Annotated in this window: 9 protein-coding genes; 6 read left to right on the top strand and 3 right to left on the bottom strand. The window is 60.1% G+C overall.

The window, feature by feature from the left end:
* The first annotated feature begins 90 nt into the window (after nucleotides 1–90).
* Both J3U87_RS24120 and J3U87_RS24115 read left to right on the top strand, forming a co-directional pair.
* Nucleotides 91–1,890 (top strand): glycoside hydrolase family 15 protein, encoded by a 1,800-nt coding sequence (locus J3U87_RS24120; RefSeq protein WP_237378341.1) that lies wholly within the window; start codon nucleotides 91–93, stop codon nucleotides 1,888–1,890.
* A 278-nt stretch (nucleotides 1,891–2,168) separates the two neighbouring features.
* A complete protein-coding gene (locus J3U87_RS24115) occupies nucleotides 2,169–4,400 on the top strand; it encodes a bifunctional alpha,alpha-trehalose-phosphate synthase (UDP-forming)/trehalose-phosphatase (protein ID WP_237378340.1) in 2,232 nt (743 codons plus the stop codon).
* An 873-nt stretch (nucleotides 4,401–5,273) separates the two neighbouring features.
* On the opposite strand, the gene J3U87_RS24110 is transcribed toward J3U87_RS24115, so the two are convergent.
* Nucleotides 5,274–6,155 (bottom strand): LysR family transcriptional regulator, encoded by an 882-nt coding sequence (locus J3U87_RS24110; protein WP_237378339.1) that lies wholly within the window; start codon nucleotides 6,153–6,155, stop codon nucleotides 5,274–5,276.
* 201 nt (nucleotides 6,156–6,356) lie between these two features.
* On the opposite strand from J3U87_RS24110, the gene J3U87_RS24105 reads away from it, so the two are divergent.
* Nucleotides 6,357–6,995: a class I SAM-dependent methyltransferase gene (locus J3U87_RS24105; RefSeq protein ID WP_237378338.1), complete on the top strand. Its 639-nt coding sequence runs from the start codon at nucleotides 6,357–6,359 to the stop codon at nucleotides 6,993–6,995.
* 222 nt (nucleotides 6,996–7,217) lie between these two features.
* Here J3U87_RS24105 and J3U87_RS24100 read toward each other — a convergent pair whose 3' ends face one another.
* Both J3U87_RS24100 and J3U87_RS24095 read right to left on the bottom strand, forming a co-directional pair.
* Complete coding sequence (locus J3U87_RS24100) at nucleotides 7,218–7,805, bottom strand: hypothetical protein (RefSeq protein WP_237378337.1); 588 nt, start codon at nucleotides 7,803–7,805, stop codon at nucleotides 7,218–7,220.
* 18 nt (nucleotides 7,806–7,823) lie between these two features.
* Nucleotides 7,824–9,371, bottom strand: a complete 1,548-nt coding sequence (locus J3U87_RS24095) for a sigma-54-dependent Fis family transcriptional regulator (RefSeq protein ID WP_237378336.1) — start codon at nucleotides 9,369–9,371, stop codon at nucleotides 7,824–7,826.
* Between the two features lie 311 nt (nucleotides 9,372–9,682).
* On the opposite strand from J3U87_RS24095, the gene J3U87_RS24090 reads away from it, so the two are divergent.
* From J3U87_RS24090 to J3U87_RS24080, 3 genes are all read left to right on the top strand, one after another.
* Complete coding sequence (locus J3U87_RS24090) at nucleotides 9,683–12,154, top strand: serine/threonine-protein kinase (RefSeq protein ID WP_237378335.1); 2,472 nt, start codon at nucleotides 9,683–9,685, stop codon at nucleotides 12,152–12,154.
* Between the two features lie 551 nt (nucleotides 12,155–12,705).
* Entirely contained in the window at nucleotides 12,706–12,999 is a 294-nt protein-coding gene (locus J3U87_RS24085; protein WP_237378334.1) for a hypothetical protein, read from the top strand.
* 34 nt (nucleotides 13,000–13,033) lie between these two features.
* Entirely contained in the window at nucleotides 13,034–21,001 is a 7,968-nt protein-coding gene (locus J3U87_RS24080) for an RHS repeat domain-containing protein (RefSeq protein ID WP_237378333.1), read from the top strand.
* The last annotated feature ends 113 nt before the right edge of the window (nucleotides 21,002–21,114 follow it).

The raw sequence follows: 21,114 nt of genomic DNA, 5'->3' as shown, positions 1-21,114 counted from the left end.
TTTTTTCTAGAATGGGGTCCACGACCTACTGAACGACCTCACTCATGGGCGGGATCGCCTCCCGTCCGATCGACGCGAAAGGGGCTCTCGATGGATTACGGGATTATCGGAAATTGCCAATACAACGCGCTGATCGACACTTACGGAGACGTGGTCTGGCTCTGTTGGCCGCGACTCGATTCGAGCTTCGCGTTCGGTGGTCTGCTGGACCCGATGAAGGGTGGCCGTTTCCGCATCAGCCCGGGTGACGGAACGCGTGGCAAACAGAACTACCTGGCCAACACCAACGTGTTGCGCACGGTCTTCGAGACGGACAAGGGCAGCTTCGAGGTGATCGACTTCGCGCCGCGCTTCATTCTGTTCGAGCGCTATCACAAACCCACCAAGTTGTTCCGCATCGTGCGTCCCCTGACGGGCGAACCGGTCGTCAAGGTGGACCTGTCGCCCACCTACGACTACGGCCGAATCACCCCGAAGCCGGTGTTCGGCTCCAACCACATCAGCTTCAAGGACCTGCCCCTGGAGCTTCGGCTCACCACCAACGCCTCGCTCAACATGATTTCGGAACGACGGCCGATGGTCCTGCGCCAACCGCTGTACTTCGTGCTCTCCTATGGCGAACCGCTCGAGGCCAACCTGATCCACACGAGCAAGGAGTTCTTCGAGCGGACCTGCGCCTATTGGCGAACCTGGGTCAAACACTGCTACCTGCCGCTGGAGTACCAGGAATCGGTGATTCGCTCGGCACTGGTCCTGAAAATCCACCAATTCGAAGACACCGGCGCCATCATCGCCAGCACGACGACCAGCATCCCCGAAGCGCAAGGGACGGAGCGCAACTGGGATTACCGGTTCTGCTGGATGCGCGACGCGATGTTCTCGCTAATGGCGCTGCAACGGTTGACCCAGTTCGAAGAGCTGGAAGGGTTCGTGTTGTACCTGCGCAATTTGACCGAAACCTCGCAGCGGTACCGGGAACGCCTGCAACCGGTCTACGGCATCTCGGGCGAAGCGCAACTCACCGAACGGATCCTCGGCCACCTGAGCGGCTACCAGAACCACAAACCGGTGCGCATCGGCAACCAGGCGTTCGAACACCTGCAGCACGACGTGTACGGCGAATTGGTGCTGGCCATCAGCCAGCTCTTCCTGGACCAGCGCTTCATGGACGGCGACGACAACGTGCCGCACAGCCTGTTGACGCATCTGGTGGATCGCATCGAGACCTATCTCGAGGCCAAGGATGCGGGGCTCTGGGAATTTCGCGGCATCGCCCAACTGCATACCTTCACGTTGCTGATGCATTGGGCGGGTGCGATCATGGCCTGCCAGATCGCGGAGGCCCACCGGCTCGACGAACTCCACGAACGCGCCACCCGGCTCCACCGCCAGGCGCGGGAACTCATCGATACGCGGTGCTGGAACGACCGCATCCAGGCCTTCACCATCGCCGCGGACGTGGAAGCGCTGGACGCGTCGCTGCTGATGATGATCAATCTCGGCTACCTCGGCGCCGACGACCCGCGCGCCAATCTCCATCTGGACGCGATCGCCTCCGGGCTCTCGGCCGGAGACGGGCTGATCCATCGCTACACGATGGTCGACGACTTCGGATCCACCGAAAACGCCTTCCTGATCTGCTCGTTCTGGCTGGCCGAAGCCTATGCACGGCTCGGTCGCCGCGAGGAAGGCGAGGCCCTGTTCCGCAAACTGTTGAGCCTGGGCAATCCGCTGGGTCTGTACAGTGAGGATCTGGACCCCGCCACCGGCAAACTGTGGGGCAATTTCCCGCAGACCTATTCACATGTGGGCCTGATCAACGCGGCCTTTGCGCTCGCCCGCAAAGACTCCGGTCTCGGGTTCTTCCACCCGTCGCGATTCCGCCACTGAGGGGCCCCCACCCTCTTCCCGACGCGGGCGCACTCCCCAACAACCCCCTCTTTCCCCCATCCATGCCTCGGGCCGACGTGCTGGCAGTCGGGCCACGGGCACGGCACCCGTCAATCCCGCCAAGCGCGATGAACGCGACGATGCGACGTTCGATTCCCCCATCCATCGATGTCGACCCATCATTTCCCCACCAAGAACCGGCACCGGGTCCGAGCGTCCCTCACGTCATCGGTCCAGGCGGAGGACCCTCCTCCATTTCGAGACAAAGGAAACTGCAGATGCATGACACGAACTCCCCCAACCCTGAAGAAAAGCACCCGATCATCATTGTTTCCAATCGACTACCCATCACGGTCAAGACGACCGACGGAGGCTTTCACATTCAGCGCAGTGCGGGCGGCCTGGTGGCCGGCCTGCGCGGCATTCACGAACGTTCACTCACCTGGTGGGTCGGCCACGGCGGCGTGTTCGACGCGGAAGGATATGCCAAACTGAAGGCCAAGCTGGAACCGGACCGCCTGCTGCCGGTTCCCATCGAGCGCGAAACCTACGAAGGCTATTACCAGGGCATGGCCAACAACGCGATTTGGCCGCTGTTCCATTATTTTCCCGCTTCCATGCACTACCAGGTCCAGGATTGGCGGGCATACACACAGGCGAACCGAGCTTTCGCCGACACCATCCTGGAACTCGCCAAACCGGGTGATTGGGTTTGGGTGCAGGACTACCAGCTCATGCTGGTGCCCGCCATGTTGCGCGAGGCCGCGCCGGATCTGCGCATCGCCTATTTCCACCACATCCCCTTCCCCTCGTCCGAAATCTTTCGGACCCTGCCGAATCGCGACCTCCTGCTGAAAGGGTTGCTCGGGGCGGACCTCATCGGTTTTCACACCTACGACTACGTGCGACATTTCGTATCCAGCGCCGTCCGGCTGTTGGGGTGCGACAGCTACATGGACGAGGTCAATCACGGCGACCGCCTGATCAAGATCGGGGCCTTCCCGCTCGGGGTGGACGTGGCTTCGATCGTGGACACCTGCAAGGAGTTGGACACCCTGGCTCCGGAGCAGGAGCTGTTCCCCGAGTTGGATGCGGAACTGGTCATGCTGGGCATCGACCGGTTGGACTACACCAAAGGGATTCCCGAGCGACTGGAGGCCTTCGGCAGCTTCCTGCGCCACAATCCCGAGTACGTCGGCAAGGCGGTGCTGGTCCAGTTATGCGTGCCTTCACGCCAAAAGATCCCAAGCTACGGCGACCTGCGGGCCCGGGTGGAACGGCTGGTGGGCCAGCTCAACGGCGAGTTCGGCCGGCCCGGCTACACGCCGATCCACTACATGTACCGGTCGCTCGGCCATCGCGAGGTGATCGCGCTGTACCGCAAGGCCCAGATCGCGTTGGTCACACCGCTGCGCGACGGTCTCAACCTGGTCTGCAAGGAATTCGTGGCCGCCCACGACGACGAGGACGGCGTCGTGGTCCTGAGCGAACTGGCCGGAGCGGCGGCGGAAATGGGCGAAGCGTTGTCGGTCAATCCCTACGACGTGGAGGAGATGGCCGCCACGTTGCTGCGTGCCGCGGTCATGCCGCGCGAGGAGCGACGCCACCGGATGCGCGGCCTGCGCAAGCGGATCGTCGCGTTCGACAACGACTCCTGGTGCTCGACCTTCATGGAGAGCTGGCGCAAGTGTTACGAAAACCGCGTCGAGCGCTCGGTCAAGCTGGTCGAGTCGATGCGCGAGGAGGTGCTCGGCCAACTGGACCGCGCCGGTCGCATCTTCGTGTTCCTCGACAACGACGGCACCATCACGCCGATCGCCAAGCGGCCCGAGTTGGCGATTCCGCCGAACCACGTGCTCGACATCCTGCGCCAGTTCGGCCAGTTCGGACGCCTGCACGTCACCCTGGTCACCGGACGACCCAAGGAGTATTGCGAACAGTACTTCCCCAGCCTGCCGATCAACATCGTGTCGGAGCACGGCATCTTCATCCAGTCGCGCGGCGAGGTGGATTGGGAGTACCTGATCGACGTGGAAGACCATTCGGACACGAAGGACGAGGTGCGCCACCTGTTCGAGATGTTCACGCGCTTCGTGCCGGGTTCGCACATCGAGGAGAAGCAGGCCTGCCTGGTGCTCCACTACCGCCAGGCGGAGCCGTTGTTCGCCGAATCGCAGGCCAAGGTCCTGATCGAGTCGCTACAACAATTGTTGGGGAAGACGGCGCTCTCGGTCTTCCACGGCAAGAAGACGGTGGAGGTGCGGCCGATCGTGGCGGACAAGGGCCAGGCGACCGAAACCATCCTGGATCGACACGGATTCCAGCAGGGTACCGACGTGTTCCTGACGCTGGGCGACGACACCACGGACGAATCCATGTACAAGGTGTTTCCGGACCACAACCTCTCGATCCACGTGGGCAAGCCCAACACCTACGCCCGCTACTACCTGGAATCGCCGACGGACACGGCCTCGTTCCTGGCCCAGATCCGCGACCGCCTGTCTCACTGAGCGCAAGGAACCGGCCGCCAGGTCGGTTCCTTGCTCCGTGCCGGGCCCTCCGCAGCGGGCACACCCAGCTCGATTTCGAGAAAGAAACGACGCGAAGCGAATCAGAATGGAGAACCCGCATTCGCATAAGCGACGTAAAGCCCTGCTCAACCAATCGAAGCGATCTAGAAGGGTTCAAAATCGATCATCGAGAGATTTTTAGGCCCGATTTATCCGCTTCGCTCTTTTACCACTCGATCTTGCGAAGCACGGATCGCTTCGAAGTGTCGGCCCAGCGGGCCAACCTGCCAGGCACGACGCCCCTCTCACAAATGCGGGAACTCCCTAGCGTTTCGCTTCGATTCGTTTCTGACCTGAAACCCAGTGGCCGGTGTGCCGCTCTGTGATCTCCGTGAACTCTCTTGAAACAAAGTTGCTCGGAGTGCCCGAATGCCGAGAGATTCGTTGTGCCCGGTAGGTTCAGCCGCCGGCTGAACTTTTCGAAGCGATCCGCGCATCGTAGGTTCGAGACTTGAGAGAGAGAAATACAGCCCATTGCGAGAGCATTGAAGCATTCGGCTTCGGAATGTGCGACCGGCGGTCGCACCTACCTGGCACGACGACCCTCTCAGGCATCCGGGATCACCATGCTGGTTCGCTTCGCGTTGTTTCTTTCTCGAAATCAAGCTAGGCGCACGCCCCGTTTGTTCGTGGCTCTTATGAAACAAACTCTGTAAAGCTCGAAGGTAAAGCTAAAAATCAAAACAGGCGAATGTTCGGGGAGTTCGTCAATAAATGTCGGCCGGGCCGGCCAACCTACCAGGCACGACGAATCTCTCGGCATTCGGGAACACCAGGCGGATTGGTTTCGAGGGAGTACGAATGGAGAGCGGCTTAGGAACCCTCGCAGACTTCAGGCTCATTGCTCGCGGTGCCCTTCAATTGAGGTTCGCGCCGCTTGATGGCTTCGAACATTTGGTCGCGAAACAGGCGCAGGCGCGCATTGCGACGCAGATCGGGGTGCACCAACACCCACAGGTCGCCACCGGGCTCGGGCTGCGTGCGCCGTTCCAGATAGGGCTCGGCCATGAAACAGGGCAAGATCGCCAACCCCATCCCCGCGATACAGGCGGCCCGCATCAGGTAGACGTTGCTGAGCACGCAGTGGATGGGGTAGTCGCGGAACGGCGTCTTGCGAATCCACTGAAGCTGGCGCTCCCGGTCCGGCCATCCGATCCACTGACGGCCACGGCCATACACCGCCGCGTAGGTGGTGGCGGCCTTGCGCCCGGCCAACTCGTGGTTGAGCACGGTCTCGGGGGACACCAACCGGAAAGCGATGTCGGCCTCGCGCCTCCCCAAATCGGCAAGTTCGTAGCTGGTTTCGATGCGAAGCGTGATTTGCGGCCAACGGGCCGCGAAGGCGGCCAGGTCCGGCGCCAACAAGTCACTCATCACGAGATCCGGTGCGGTGACGTGAATCGTGCCCTGGAGAGACGGATCGGCACTGCTCGCACAGCGTTCGAAGGCGTGAATCGATGCCTCGACCTGTTCGGCCTTTTCCAGAAGCGCGGCGGCCTCCGGCGTGACGTGCAAGCTGTCGGAGCGGCGATCGAAGAGGCGAATACCCACCTGGGCCTCGAGCGCGGCCAAGCGCCGGCGGATCGTCGGATGACTGGTGCCCAATTGTTGGGCGGCCTGACGCAGGCTGTTCGAGCGCATCACGGCGAGAAACACGCGCAGGTGATCCCAATTGAGGTCGGGAAGGGTGGTCATGGCCGCGCACTCCTGGATGAGTTACGGGTGGGTGGTAAAAAAACGTACCACAATCGAACACAATTGTCTCTGTCGTTTGCCACTTCACTTGCCTAAACTGGGCTTGGCCCCCCAGCCCGCCAGCCCCTCAGGCACAAGGTGCGCTTGGATACGGGTCGCGTCATCCCACACGAGAGGTCCGATGCCATGAAGAGCCACGCCATGAAGAACAGATTCGACAAATCCGTGCGTTTCTGGGACCGCCACGCCGACTCCTATGCCAAAAAAGCCATCGACGATCCCGACGCGTACGAAAAAAAGCTCGCGATTACCCGCGAATACCTGACGCCGGAGTCCGCCGTCCTCGAATTCGGATGTGGTACGGGCTCCACGGCGCTGACCCACGCCGCGCGGGTCAAGCACATCATCGCCATCGACACGTCCCTCCGGATGATCGAGATCGCCCAGACCAAGGCACAGGCGAAAGGCGTCACCAATGTCGCTTTCAGCCAGGCGACGGTGTTCGACCTTCCCCACCAAGCGGCATCGTTCGACGTGGTCCTGGGCCTGAACGTCATCCATTTGGTGGCCGACATCGAGGCCACCATCGCCCGCTGTCACGAGTTGCTGAAGCCGGGCGGGGTCTTCATCTCCAGCACCTCGTGCATTGCCCGCGCGAACCTGTTCCTGAAGTGGTTGCTCCCGATCGGCGGCAATTTGGGCCTGATTCCGCGGGTGCAAATCTTCGACAACGATTACCTCACCGGCGCCATGACCCGTGCCGGCTTCGAGATCGCCATGAGCCAGTCACTCAACAAAAGCGGCATGACCTGGTTCGTGATCGCCAAGAAGCGTTCCTAAACCAGAAGGCCAGCCTGCTTCCAATCGAAGCGCTGCGAACGCACGGTTCCCTCATCTCACGAGTGACGCCGTCGCTGCGGGTTGGGCGGGGCCTTCCAGGCCCCTCGATTTCTTTCCAAGCCATCGCTTCACATGCGACGGACGACCGTTTGTGTTTCGTGACGCCATCCCCGCCAAGTAATGGCATGTTCGGCAATCCCGGGGCGATTCACAAACAATGCCCTAATCTCCCCAAGAAATCGTCATCCGTGGATCGTGCGAGAAGGGGAGTAAAAACGCCACGTCCAACTTGGAGAAATTCAACGCCAGGGTTCCGTAAATCTGCAGGTCGACCGCAAATTTCTTGATACCCTCGATGTGTTGCAGCTTCGTGTCAATGTATAGAGGAACCGATGTGTAGCTGTAGTCGTCGAGTTCTATGGGGGGATTCTGATCATGGGTGAGATCGTAGATCCCGGATACCTTTCCCACATTACCGCTCTTATCGTGATCAAAGGGCATCCAGCTTACAGCGATGCCTGATTTTGGCTTCAGGAACACTGCCAATAAGCTTAATAATTTCACTGAATCGGGTGCTGTATCGAAATATGATTTCTCCAAGTTGACCCTTATCTCGAAGCCGTCTCCGGGACGTAAAGTGAAGTCTTTCATATCCACGGTATTCAAGAATTTGCTATAGCAAAAGAAATTGACCAGGTTATGGGTATCCACGCGTTCATTGAGGTCTGGTAGTGGAACCACGGCCTTCTGCTGGTCCACCGTTTTGACAGGCTGAATATCGATGTCGACCGTGTAAATAGTATCAGACACGACGAGCTCCTTTCATCTTCAGGTATCCCGAAATCCTATGGACTCTCGGTGTTTATTCAATAACTGGTACAGGTAGGTTCGATTCAAACCACTGATGCGCGCCGCGCCACTCACGTTCTGTTCCGCCTGAGCCAAAAGGCCCTTCAAAAATTCGCGTTCCACGCGGTTCACCGCTTCTCGGGAGTGGCGCTTTCGCATGAGTTTCAAGGTCTCACTGTCGTAGGAGCCGAACACCATGGTCCCCTCTGATTCGGTGGTTGCGACCAAGGTCTTACGGCTGTGCTCCTGAAGTGCGGGCGGTAGACACTGAATACCCGGGTTCCCATCGGTGGCCATCACACACAGGCGTTCAACCGCGTGTTCCAACTCCCGCACATTGCCCGGGTAGTCATACGTTTCGAGTACATTGGCCAGAGCCGGACTCAACACGGCGGGCTCTTCGAGACGCCAGTGTCGCTTCAAGAAATGTTGAAAGAGCGGAAGGATATCCATGCGCCGCTCCCGCAAAGGAGGAATTCGCAGCTCGATCACGTTGAGACGATAATAAAGATCTTCTCGAAAGGTGCCCTGCTGCACCATCTCCTTCAAATCTCGGTGGGTCGCGGCGACAATGCGCACGTCCACCCGCTCGACCCGATCCGAGCCTACCCGCTGAAATTCGCCGAATTGGAAAAAGCGCAACAGCTTCGCTTGGGAGGCCATGGGGATTTCAGCCACTTCATCGATGAACAGGGTCCCACCACTGGCCTGTGCAATGCGACCCGGGCGATCTCGATCCGCTCCCGTGAAAGCCCCGCGCTTGTGACCGAAGAGTTCCGCCTCGAACAGGGTCTCCGGCAAAGCCCCGCAGTGCAAGGTCTCGAAAGGTTTCTCCCTGCGTCTACCGTGTTGGTAAATGGCCCTCGCAATCAGTTCCTTGCCACTTCCGGTTTCACCGTGAATGAGCACCGTGGCATTCGTGGGTGCCACCTGCGCCACCGTTCGCAATAAATCACCCATCGCCGACGAGACACACACAATGCCGCCAAACAGGTCGGCTTGGCCAAATTTCGCCTCGAACTCCCTTTTAAAACGCTCCAACTCATCCAGGCGCAAGGCCCGCTTCAAACTCAGTCCAGCCGAATTCAAAAACGACTTCACTTTATTCAAATCCTCTTCGAGAAAAGGGGGATTGTGCTCGTCGCGTTCCAGGTAGATCACGGCAAAGACCGCCTCCACAATCTTCAGAGGCGCCGCAATCACGCTCTGCCGATCCAGGGGATTGACGCTCTGCGCGTCTTGGAAACGCACGTCTCGACCCAAATTCTCCGAAAAGGTCATGTCCCCACGCCGAATCGCTTCCCGAACCAGGCTACGGCTAAAGGAATACCGTGCTCCGGTATCGCGCTCGTCAATGTTCATTCGATGTTTCATTTCGTAGGAAGCCCCATCGCGCACCACGATATAGCCGCGATCGGCACCGACCATGGCAACCACGCATTCCAGCAGCGGTTTGGCCAGCTCCTGCTGCGCGACGCCGGACTGCATGATGCTCAGGACCTTGAGGAAAGATGCAATGTAATCCAAAAATATCCTCATCCAAATATTTCTTTGGTCACAAACGCGCTCGAGTCGTTTTTTTCAAGGCGAGGAGACCGGGCCATTTCCATCCCAAAACAGTGCTGTTTCAGTCATAATGTCTGACCTGAGTTCATCCTTATTTTCGGAATCCCCAAATGCCTGCGTGTCCCAACTGTTCCACCGAAAATTCAGAGTTTAACATTCACTGCCATGCCTGTAACAGTCCTCTGCACAGCTCGGTTTTTTTCGAGGACCCTACGCGACCCATGCGACGGCAAGTCCCATCGGCGGCAAACTCGAACGAGGGTGACCTCCAATTGCCGGCGCATCTCACGGATGTCCAAGAGATCGGACGCGGCGGCATGGGGGTGGTCTACAAGGCCCGGGATACGCGTCTCATGCGCCACCTCGCACTCAAATGCCTGACCTTTCCCGTGGGCCGTGAACGGGACGAGGCGCGCATCCTCAAAGAAGCACGGGCGATCTCCAAGGTCAATCACCACAATCTCGTCACCATTTACGAAGTCTATCCCCTACAAGAGCGAATGGCCATCGCCATGGAGTGGGTGGACGGCCAAACCCTTGGCGAACACCTGCCTTCTCCCCGGTCGAACCAAATCTACGATTACATGTTGGGCCTTGCCAACGGTCTCAAGGCGGCGCACGAAAAGGGTATCGTCCACGGCGACATCAAAGCTTCCAACGTCATGATCGACCGGCAAGGCACCGTCAAGCTGCTGGACTTCGGCTTGGCCCATCACCATCGGCAACCCACAGAAAGCCCTCGGCCGCTTCAAGGCACCCCTACCGCCATGGCACCGGAACAATTGGTCCATCAAGGCGCGTCCAAAGCCAGCGATGTGTTCTCCCTCGGACTCCTGTTCTACGAAATGGTCACCGGAACCAAAGCCTTCGCCAAGGACACTTTGGAGGAAACCCTCAAAGCCATTGGCGAAGAAAGCCCAAAAGAGCCCAGAAAAGTGAATCCGCGGCTATCCAAAGACCTGGACAGGCTGATCATGGCATGCCTCCACAAGGACCCTCGGCAACGCCCCGACATGAACACCATCGCCGGTGAGCTCAAAACCCTGCAAACGCGTCGTTTGCAAAACAAACCTCGCGCGCTCTATCTCGGCGGCGGCCTCGCGCTGGCCATCGTGCTCCTCGCCCTGGCCTACTGGCAGAAACCCCTGCCCCCGGACGTCGCGCCCTTGCACAGCGTCGCCCTGCTTCCCCTAAAGAATCTCACCGGAGATTCTTCCTTGGACGTCCTCATCGCCGGCACCTTCACCGAACTGACCAGCCACCTGCAGGCCCAGGCACGGGAAAATGGGAACTGGGTATTGCCGGCCGCCCAAATCTACGGCAAGGATCCGCCCACACCACGCTACCTGGCGGACAACTTCGGTATCGATACCGTCATCAGCGGCAGCATCCACTACCACCAGGACCATTACCGCATCACACTGACCCGGCTGAACCTCCAGAACCCACGTGCATCGGTGGAACAAATCCTCGACCTGACAGACGTTCAGCTAATCGGGCAACCGCTCGCACTGTTGGAGAGCATCCAAGACCTACTCGTGTGGCCACACGAAAACACCGAGCTTGACTACCTGGCCGGTGGAGATGTCTTTTGGCGTCAATATTTGCAGGCTCAGGGTTATCTCTACCGTCATGACCGTCCTGGCAATCTTCAGCGTGCCATCGACGGGTTCGAAGCCGTTCTCGCAGCGCGCCCACAGTTCATCAATGCACATCTCGCCCTGGCCCAGGCCTATCGCCTTGATTGGGCCCTCAATGAACATGTGGAAGCCATCACATCGGCAACTCTCCAAATCGAGCGGGCCCTGCAAATTCGCAATGACCTCTCCCTGGTTCACGCAACTCACGGAGACATACTCGTGGCCCAAGGTGCCTACGAGAAAGCCCTGAACGCTTTTACCAAAGCAAAGGAGTACGACCCCCAAAACCCAGCGGCCTTCTATGGTCTTGGGCGCGTCCATACCCAACTCCGAAACCCCGCCAAAGCCGAGGCGGCGTACAACGAGGCCACGCGACTGGCTCCTTTCGACTGGGTTGGCCAGACTGAATTCGGTCGCTTCTTCTTCATCAGCGGCCAGTTCGAAAAAGCCGTTCCCATCTTCCAGAACCTCGTTCGACTCGCTCCAGAAAACGCATTCGCTCAAGGGAATCTTGGGGTCAGCCTTTATTATTCAGGAAACCCCCGGTTGGGCCTGCAGGCCGTCAACCGCGCCATCGAGATCAAACCAAACGCCTTTTTGTACTCCACCCAAGGCACGATCGCCTTTTACCTCAAAGACTATCAAGCCGCCGCGCAGAGCTTTACCAAAGCCGTAGAACTAAAAGACACCAAATACATGTACCAGGGCAACCTCGGCGACGCCCTACGTCTGGCCGGGGATCACGCCGCGAGCCGGCAGGCATACGAGCGCGCCATCGAACGGGTCGATGCCGAACTTGCCGTCAACCCCGAGCAACACGAGATGCGCCTCGATCTCATTCTCTACCTGGCCAAAACAAATCAGGCCGACCGCGCCCGCGATGAAATGACCCGCCTGCCCCGGAACGGTGGCCCCCTGTTCACCTACCTACAAGCCCTCGCATACGCAATCCTCGGCGAAACCGACAAGGCTTTCCCGCTGCTGGAGCAGGCCCTTGACGGCGGCTATCCCTTTTTCGAAGTACAGGCCGAACCCGAATGGGACGCCCTCCGAGAAGACCCCCGCTACATCGCGCTCTCTGAAAGCTTTCAAAAGTCGGGTTAGGGCTCAACCGAAAGCACTCTTGGCGTACTGGTTTTCGGCGCTCGCCGCATCGGGCGTAAAAACGGAAACGGCGATTCAGTGGAAATCCTGCCTCAGCATGGAGATCAGGTTCCACTGCGGTCGTGTTCCGCCTGGAATTCACGCGAACGGTGTCGGGTAGGCAACTCGCGATTTGCGCGGGTGTCGGTCATCCACTGACAGTCTGTCGATCGAATGACATCCACCCTTTGGCGGCCGACCCCTTGCGACCACACGATCACGCCTTCTCCAGCCCCCCGGCGCCCTAAAAAGGCCTTCGTCGCCCACAGACAGGCGGGCCATCCACCAGCCTCTCCCTCAACAGGGACAATGGTTGCTAAACGTTTTTTTCTCAGCAACTTAAACACGACCCGAGAGAAGAAACAAAACTGGCACGAGTCCTGCCCCTTACCGGTGACATCACCGGCGAGAAGAACGCAGCACGTCAAGCGACGGCTTGACATGTCAGTCTGCCACCTACCGTGGCACAGGGTGTCTTTGTCCAAAATCTGGACCTACAAGGAGCAAGTCACGTGAGCAATCAACAGCAGTTATGGGCCGTGATCAATCTGGAGGGCAAATCCGAAAGTGGTAACGGCATCACCTCGGAACGCACCTCTTCCGGCACCTATCTACTCCAGTTCGGCAATCTCTTCCTGAGCGACCCCGCCGTCACCGCCACCGCCATTTTCGAACACAACAGCAACCTCACCTGCATCACCAAAAGTCTGGCCACCACGCATGCGACGCTTCAGATCGTCGACCGCAATGGCACCCCGATCGACGCCAGGTTCAGCGTGGTCGTGACGGGAACCCCTAAACAGTAAGCCAGGCAAACCGGAACACAATGGAAGGACACCCATGACCAACACGGCCAACGGATCGACACGCAACGACGCAGGCAAAAGCCAGGCTCCCAAAGTGCGGGCTTTTCAACTAGATAGCGGTGCAACCGGGAACCTGTCAGAGTCCGTGAACCTCTTTCGCGGCAACATCAACTTCCCCCTGGATTTTGTCAACTTACCCGGTGCCCCACACCTGGGCATCAAGGTCACCGCGAGCTATGCCAGCAACGTGGCCCGGCAGGTAGACGGCGACAATCTCATCGCGCCCACCGGCGTGCTCGGCCTTGGCTGGTCCCTTCCCTACGACAGCATTCAAATGGAGGTCACTTCCCAGGCAAGCATGCTCGGCAACACCTTCAACCTGCAAAGCGGCGGCAACCCGTCCAAGTTGATTGCCCTCGAAAAAGACGGGGACACCATGCGCTTTGCATCCCGAGAATTCCCACTCTGGCAGATCACCTACCAGATCGGCCGTGAGACCTGGATCATTCGCCGCGACGACGGCTCTACGGCCGTCTTCGGCGGCCCGGATGATGAACGAAACCTGCTCTGGAAGAGCGTGCGCTGGGGCAACTGGGTCGGCGGCAGTGTCAACGACAAAGCGCCCGGTGGTACACCCCACACCTTCGTTAGCGGCTGGAACCTTCAACGCATCACAACCCAGTGGGGTGAAAGCCTGAGCTATGACTATGATCGCGACGAGGAACCGATCGGTGCCGGCGATCTCGAATATACCCGCGCTGCATACCCCAAAACGGTCACCGACAGCCTTGGTCGCAGCGTGCGTTACAGCTATCTGCAGAAGGAGGCCGCCGAATACGTCAACCCGAACGCCGTTCCCGAAGGTGCTCCCGGCGTGGCCTACCAGAACCGCTACGAGACCTGTTACCTGGACAAGGTCGAAGTCTTCAATGCGCCGATCATGAACCCGGACGGTACCCAGGGTGCCCAAAAACTGAACTACGCCATCGACTTTGGTTGGCGCTGCGTGGCCAAAAATGGTTTTTTGAAACGCTACCTGATTCGTGCCCAGCAGACCTACGCTTCCGGTTGCCCGGTGCCGCCCATGGTCTTCGATTACAACTTTGACGGCGATGACGACAGCTTTGGTTGCTTGACGCGGCTCACCTATCCCAGCGGCGGCAGTGTGCATTGGTGCTACGACACCCTGCCCCTGGGAAACGAGGGCGTCTTCGGCCTCAACTTCCAGGCCGAACGCCCCCAGAGTAGCGAATTCACCCATGCCGTGCCCCGCATCTGGTTCGGCGACGATTATGTAGTGGTGCTCTGGCACGCGGTCATCTCTCCCGCCCTGCGTCTCTGTGTCTACCAGTACGGTGGCCGTTGGTCGGAACCCTGGGAGACGGATCTCGCCTTTGTCGGGGTCGACTTGGACCACCTGCGTGCCACCCTGGCCCCCGACTTCTTTGCGCTCTACCTGGGGGACAGGGGTGACGGCGAGGCATTTGTCCACAGTTTCCACAAGGACCCCTTCGCCTTCGGCACCTGGCATGAACACAAACTGCCCTTCGAACCCCATGTGGTGGAGGCCATCCCCGAAGAAACCCAGTTGGTCTCGGGCGACCATTTCATCGCGATCCACCTGGGTGGCAGCAAAAGCCTATTCACCTTCGACTACAGTCCCGTGGACTGGGCCTGGTCTGACGCGAAGCAGTTGGCCTTCAACGGCAACGGCGTGCACATACCCATTGCCGCCGCGGGTAACATGCTCCTTGCCGGCTTTTACGACGACAGCGACCAGACAATCATCGACGCAGCCTATGCCCTGCTGCCCTGGGGAGGGTGGCGGAACCTGGAGATGCTCCAGGCGCGCAGTCAATCCTTTCAATGGGATGCTGCATACAGCCAACTCTACTGGTCGGTTGGCGACGGCTTCGCCGTGGGCACCTATCTCCCGGAAAACGAGAAGCTCACGGCGTTGCGCGTTCTCCGCTGGGATGTCTTGTTGGAGGAGGCCAGGGTCCAACACCTCGATGGCGGCAACCAACTGACCCAAGCCGGGCCCTCCCTGGTGGCCTCGGGCGGCTTCTATTACCGCTACGACGGCCAAACCTGGGTTCAGACCCGGAGTGGCACTGGTGAGGAGACCCTGCACGCCCTCGCCCAGGACACCGTACTCGAAACCCATACCGAGGGTCACATTCTGGACAGTCGGCTCTTTTCATACAACGCCTTCACAGCCGACGAAAGCGAAGCCTGGAGCCACCATTCGTTCCCCCAGGCACAACCCGAACCGGGTATCGGTGCGCCCCAAATCAGCGCCAACTACCTGACCTGGAACACTTCCCTCTACCACCGCGATCCCAACGCAGAATGGATCGAGGTCGCCAATGCCATGAGCGGCGCTGACGCCGCATCCGTCGTCAACCGAGGCCCCGAGTACATCCTGTACCAGAATCCTACACAACTGCCCGAGGACACCCGCACGACCCTGCTGCTGCTTCACAATGGCGCCGTCGTCGGCACGCGAGACCTGGGCAACGTGCGCATCCAGAACGAACGTTACGCCGCGGGCCTCAACCTTACGGGCCGCACCGCCTTTGCCACCTACCCCGCCGAAAGCAGTTTTGACAAAACCTCGGTGTTTCAGCTTTACCGGATCCAAAATCAAAACGCCGATGCGGTTCAAGAGGTCACCGTCGTGACCAGTGTCACCATCGACAGCATGGACCACCAGGATACTTCGCGACGTCGTACCGAATACACCTACGACCTGGAACGGGCCGTGTTCGACTCAACGGGGACCATTGTCCAGTTCCCCCACGTCACGGCCAGGGCCACTTCCGCCGACGGTGACCAGGTTTACAACACCAAGGAGAACTTCTTTTTCAACGGGCTTGGTGTCGAAGACCCCGAACACCCGCGCGACCATTACAGCCTGCTCAACGGCATGAAATTCTGTGAAGTACTCAAAGACGCTGACGACAAAGAATTTAGCAGCAGCCGCCACACCTACACACCCGTGACCCTGCAAACCGCCCGGGAAGGCGGTTTCACGCCCCTCGCCCGGGTGGTCCAAATCCAACCCGAAAAAACCACCGCAACCCTGCTCGACCAACCGACCCTCTCTTTTGGCGGTGGCATTTCCGAGACACACCTCGACCTTCCAATCAGCCAGATCGTCACCTACGACAATGCCACCGGCTACGCACGCCGGTGGCAGACCTGGAATTACGACGCCAACGGCCGGCCGCAGATTCTCGTCACCGACTTCACCTATGCCTACGAGAAATATCAGGCGATGCGTGAGGCCAACTTCCTCAACCCCATCGTCCGAACCCAAAGCTCCGTCGACGACATACCCCGGCAGTGCAGCGTGACCACGTTCCAGGCATGGAACGCCGAAGGCATATGGGACGAGAAGGACACCTGGATGTGGGATGGTGAGGGCCGACCCGACTTCGACTTCGACGACCCGGGCGGTCCCAACTGGATTCGCGCCAACGAAGTCGCAGGCCGCAATGCCCAGGGCTATCCCGTGCTCACGCGAGAGCAGGGTGCACCCGACGCCTCCATGCTCTACGACACCAGCGGGCGCCGCCTGCTGGCTCGCTTCGACAATGGCGACCTTTCTCGACGGGAAGTCTCCTACACCGGCTTCGAAAGCTACGAACTCGATCAGGGCTGGCAAACCCCGGACGGCGGTGACCCCGCTCGAACCAGCCGGGATTGCCATACCGGGACGCAAGCCGTCTTCCTCGACGGTCAAGCCTGCATCCAAAACCAGTTCAAGGTGCGGGCCGGAATCGAAAGGGTGATCTTCAGTTGCTGGGCCCGCTGCCCCAAGGGCTACGTGCGGGACAAGCTCAACATCACCCTCCAGGCGGGATTCGCCAGCCAGAGCCGGAACCTTTCCCTCAGCGAAACCTGGACCTACCAGACGTGCGTCCTCGACCTCGATGACCCCAGCGTCGATCGGGACCTCACCTGCAGCATCGCGAACCTGGGATCCGAGGCCCTGTTCCTGGACAACTTCTTCTACGGTCCCATGGCCGGGAATTTCAGCGCCACCGTGCTCGCCCCAGATACCTGGCGTTCCAGGGCCGCCCTTGGCAATAACGGCGAAACCCTGCGCCTATTCTACAATGGCAGCGGCGGCCTGCAGGCCATGGTGGGCCCCGACGAACAGAGCGGCCAGCTAAATGCCGTCGGTTTCTCCCGCAGCATCGACGGGGACTACGACAAGGATCGCCCCAACTGGCAGGCCCTCATCAAAGCCCGCGACGGTGGCCCCTTCGACGACTTCCGCAATGCCGATTGGCAGGAGCGGTGGCAACTCGTCACCGGCTCGGTCAATGATTGGGTCGTTCGAGACCATGCCCTGACGCTCGTGGGTGACGGCCCTCAATCGGTTCGCTTCAAACAGCCGCTCGACCTCGAAAGCCTGGCCCTCGGCTTCAGTCTCGACCTCGCCGACCCCAAGTATGACCTGGCCGTTTCCCTGGGCGAGCTCAGCCTGCGCTGGGATGGCGCCCTAAGCCGTTGGGAACTTTGGGACGGCACCGAAACCGTCGCCACGGGCCCTCTCGAGACCCACATCATCCAACGCCAGGACCTGCTTTGGACCATTCACCAGGGCAGCAGCATGCTCTTCGTCAACGGCCTTCAGATCCTCGAGGCACGACAGCTCCGGAACGATAACGGCGCCGCCACGCTGGACCTCACCTTCTACGGTAGCCAGAGTGCCATGGGAAACCTCGCGATCGCCATCAACCCCGCCATGACCTTCACCCTCTTCAATGGCAACGCCCAGAAGCTGCAGGTACAGCAGCTCCAGGATCACGACCTTGCCGCCCGGGGCATTCTCTACGACCAATTGGGGCGCGGTGTCGTGGCCACCAAGTGGATCACCTACGACAGTCTCCTCCCAGGCTTTCGCAAGCATCTCATCAGCGGCTTCGATTGGGAGACCGGCCTCATGAACGGTGATGCCACCAACTATTACCAGGGCCAGTACGGACGCTCCGACGATGGGGGCTATCCCTATTACCGCCAGCGGATTCAGCTCGACGAAAGTGCCCGCCTGCTCGAATTGGGCCTGCCCGGTGAAGCCTTCGCCATTCGTCCGGGAAACCCGCACACCACGCGCCTTGAATACGGCGTCAACGGCACCGGCGGCTTCTTGGACGACACCCTGCCCCAGGGCCGGTACCCCGTCACGCTCAAAACCAACCCGGATGGCAACCAGACCCTCACCCTGCTCGACCAGACCGGCAACAAGCTCGGCACGGTCAAGGGCCCCAATGGTCTGCCGCTGGACGAAGCCATGGCTACCTTCAGCCACTTCGACGCCCGCAACTACGAAGTTCGGATCAACCTGCCCAACGCCGACTGGCCACCCACCAGAGGAGCGGCCCCCTTCGCCGTGGTGAACCACTACGATGCCTTCGGTCGTCTGCTCAGCAGCATGAACGGAACCGAAGCCGCTACCGACACGGGTCTGCTCACCTCCGTCTTCGACATCAATGGCCGCTTGCGTTTCCAGCTCGACGCCGACGGTCGCGGCATCCTGGACGGCGAGGATCGCATGAAGTACACCTGCTACGACCCGCTGGGGCGCAAAGTGGAACAAGGCACCTTCCCGGGTACCTGGGACCGTGCCGAACTGCAGGCCCAGGCCGAAGACGGCGGCACACCGCCCGCCAACGCCAATTGGACCTTCCGCTACGAATATGACGGCGATCAGGACAGCCCCCATGCACGGGGCAGGCTCTGGAAGACCCACAGCCGTGATGCCGACGGTCAGGTCGCCACCGAAACGCTTCGCTACGACGTGGCGGGAAATGTCATCGCCAAGAACCTCGACTACCTCGGAACCTACACCTCCGGCTACCGCTACAACCATCTCGGTGCCGTCACCCGGATCCAATACCCCGACGCCTCCGGGGAGGGCTCTTCGCCCTTCGGCATTGGTTACGACTATGACGCCACCGGAAGGGTACACGCCATCAATCGCCTGGACGGCGAAAAAGAGACCCCCATTGCCCGCTACCGTTGGAACGCCGCAGGCAGCCTCGAATGGAAGGCCTTCGGTTCCATCGAGGAAATCCTCCTGGAAACCCGCTACACCTACAACAGCCCCGAATGGGCTCGATCCCTCGAATCGCCCCTCTTCAGCCAGACCTTGAACTATGAAGACAACGCGCCCGAGTACGCACGTTTTAGCGGGCTCATCACCGGCGAGCGGATACGGCGACCCGATCGAAGCTTCAGCCGACACTACGGCTACGACCCGAACGGCCGTCTCGCCACTGCCAACTTCGAGCCCGGTGGCCGCTACGAGGTGGGCAACCCCTCACCCATCAGCTACGATCCCAACGGCAACATTTTGAGCCTCAGCCAGGCCACGCAAAACCAGGTCCTCGAAGCCAAATTCGCCCCTCAACACCAAACCGACCGTCTCGACGAGGCGGTTCTCTCCAACGGTGAATCCTGGCGGTTCGACTACACGCCAGGCGGCAAGACCCAAAACGCCCCCGTCGCCAGTGATTTCGACTACGATCCCTTTACCGGTCGCCTGCGCCACATGCGCGCCAACGACGCCGAGCGGACCACCATCGCCTACCGCTACGGCACCGGCCAGCAATGGTTGCGCAAGACCAAGCGTGTCGGCGATGCCCAAGTACTCGACCGCCGTTACATCGCGGGGGCCAACGGTCGCCTGCTCGCCGAACGGGAAGCCACGCCCTTCGACTGCCAGACCCGTTATACCGTCTGGGGGGTGGGCGGCCCCGTCGCCATGATCGATGAACAGGGCACCAACTTTCTCGTCTACGACCATTTGGGCAGCCTGCGCCAGGTGGTCAACGGCCGGAGCGGCGAGAGTTCGTGTTCCTTCGACTACCAGCCCTATGGCATGCTCATGGGAAGCGCGGACCCCAATGCCGACCGTTTTCGCTACCGCTTCGCCAATATGGAATTCGACCGGACCACCCAGCTCTACCTTGACGGTCTGCGCCTCTACAGCCCCGCCTCGCGGCGCTTCCTCACGCCCGATCCCGCTGGGCAGTATCCCAGCCCCTACGTCTACGTGAGCGGCAATCCCCTCTCCCTCGTCGACCCCAACGGGGCCTTTTCCCTTGGCGGTTTCCTGGTTTCCGGGGCAGAACTCATGGTAGGTCTGGCCATTCCCGGCTTTGAGGTGCTCACCGTCGCCGGTGCCTTTGGCATGGGCTACACCCTTCGTGCGGGCGATGACTTCAACTGGAAGAGCTATGCGGGCATGGAGATCGCCGGCACCGTCAGTACCGCCGAACTCGTCGCGGGCATCACTGTGGACATTCTCTCTGCCGGTGCCCTTGCCGAAGGTGTCGGCGGTGCGCTCTCCGGTGCCGGCATTGCCGGACTCACCGACGTCACCGTGCAAATGATCGGTATGCAGAATGGCGAATTCTCCCTCAAGGAATGGGCCATTCAAGACGCCCTGGGTGCCACGACCGGGGCCATCACCGCCGGAATTGGCGCCGTCGCAACCTATGGTGCGGACCTTGCCGTTCAGGGCATCACCTCCAGCATCGAAGGAACCACCGGAAAGCTGCTGGCCGCGGGTGCCGAAGGCCTGATCAAAACCGCGGGCTCCGCAACCAGCGGTTTTGTCAACAACGTCATCACCCAGGAGGTCACCACCGGCCAGGTGGACTTCGGGGCCGCGCTCAACGCGACCTTCTCCCTCTCCACCGCTTTTGACTTGGCCTACAACACCGGCAGCGGCATGTACAACGCCTTCGAAGTCGAGGCGAACAAGGCGCTCAACCCGGTCATCGACAAACTTACTTTCGGCAAGGTGGACAAGGCCCTCGGCGAGGTCAAGTCCCCGTCAAAACCCATGGTCTGGGGCTTCAAGGGCAAAACCCCCAGCAGCAGCACGGACATCCTCAAGCCCGTCGGCAACCGACTCTATGAACTCGGCAAAGGCGAAGCCGGCACCCTCTGGAATGCCCACAAGAAAAAGGGAGAGCCATAAAGTTCGAGGCTCGAGCGACGTTTTCCAAACCCCCTGATCCCGTTCCGCTTCCTCATACCTGTCAATCGTTCACCCCGGTCAAAAGACCTCGACCAACTACCACGATGAATCCT

This window comes from Sulfidibacter corallicola (genome assembly GCF_017498545.1).
In the GTDB taxonomy this organism is placed as follows: Bacteria; Acidobacteriota; Holophagae; order Acanthopleuribacterales; family Acanthopleuribacteraceae; genus Sulfidibacter; species Sulfidibacter corallicola.
Note: the sequence above shows the minus strand (reverse complement) of the source record. Positions and strands in the feature narration are given on the sequence as shown.

Excerpts from the sequence above, each read along its gene's own strand:
- J3U87_RS24115 (WP_237378340.1), top strand. The coding sequence starts at position 2,169 with ATGCATGACACGAACTCCCCCAACCCTGAAGAAAAGCACCCGATCATC.
- J3U87_RS24080 (WP_237378333.1), top strand. The coding sequence starts at position 13,034 with ATGACCAACACGGCCAACGGATCGACACGCAACGACGCAGGCAAAAGC.
- J3U87_RS24110 (WP_237378339.1), bottom strand. The coding sequence starts at position 6,155 with ATGACCACCCTTCCCGACCTCAATTGGGATCACCTGCGCGTGTTTCTC.
- J3U87_RS24120 (WP_237378341.1), top strand. The coding sequence starts at position 91 with ATGGATTACGGGATTATCGGAAATTGCCAATACAACGCGCTGATCGAC.
- J3U87_RS24105 (WP_237378338.1), top strand. The coding sequence starts at position 6,357 with ATGAAGAACAGATTCGACAAATCCGTGCGTTTCTGGGACCGCCACGCC.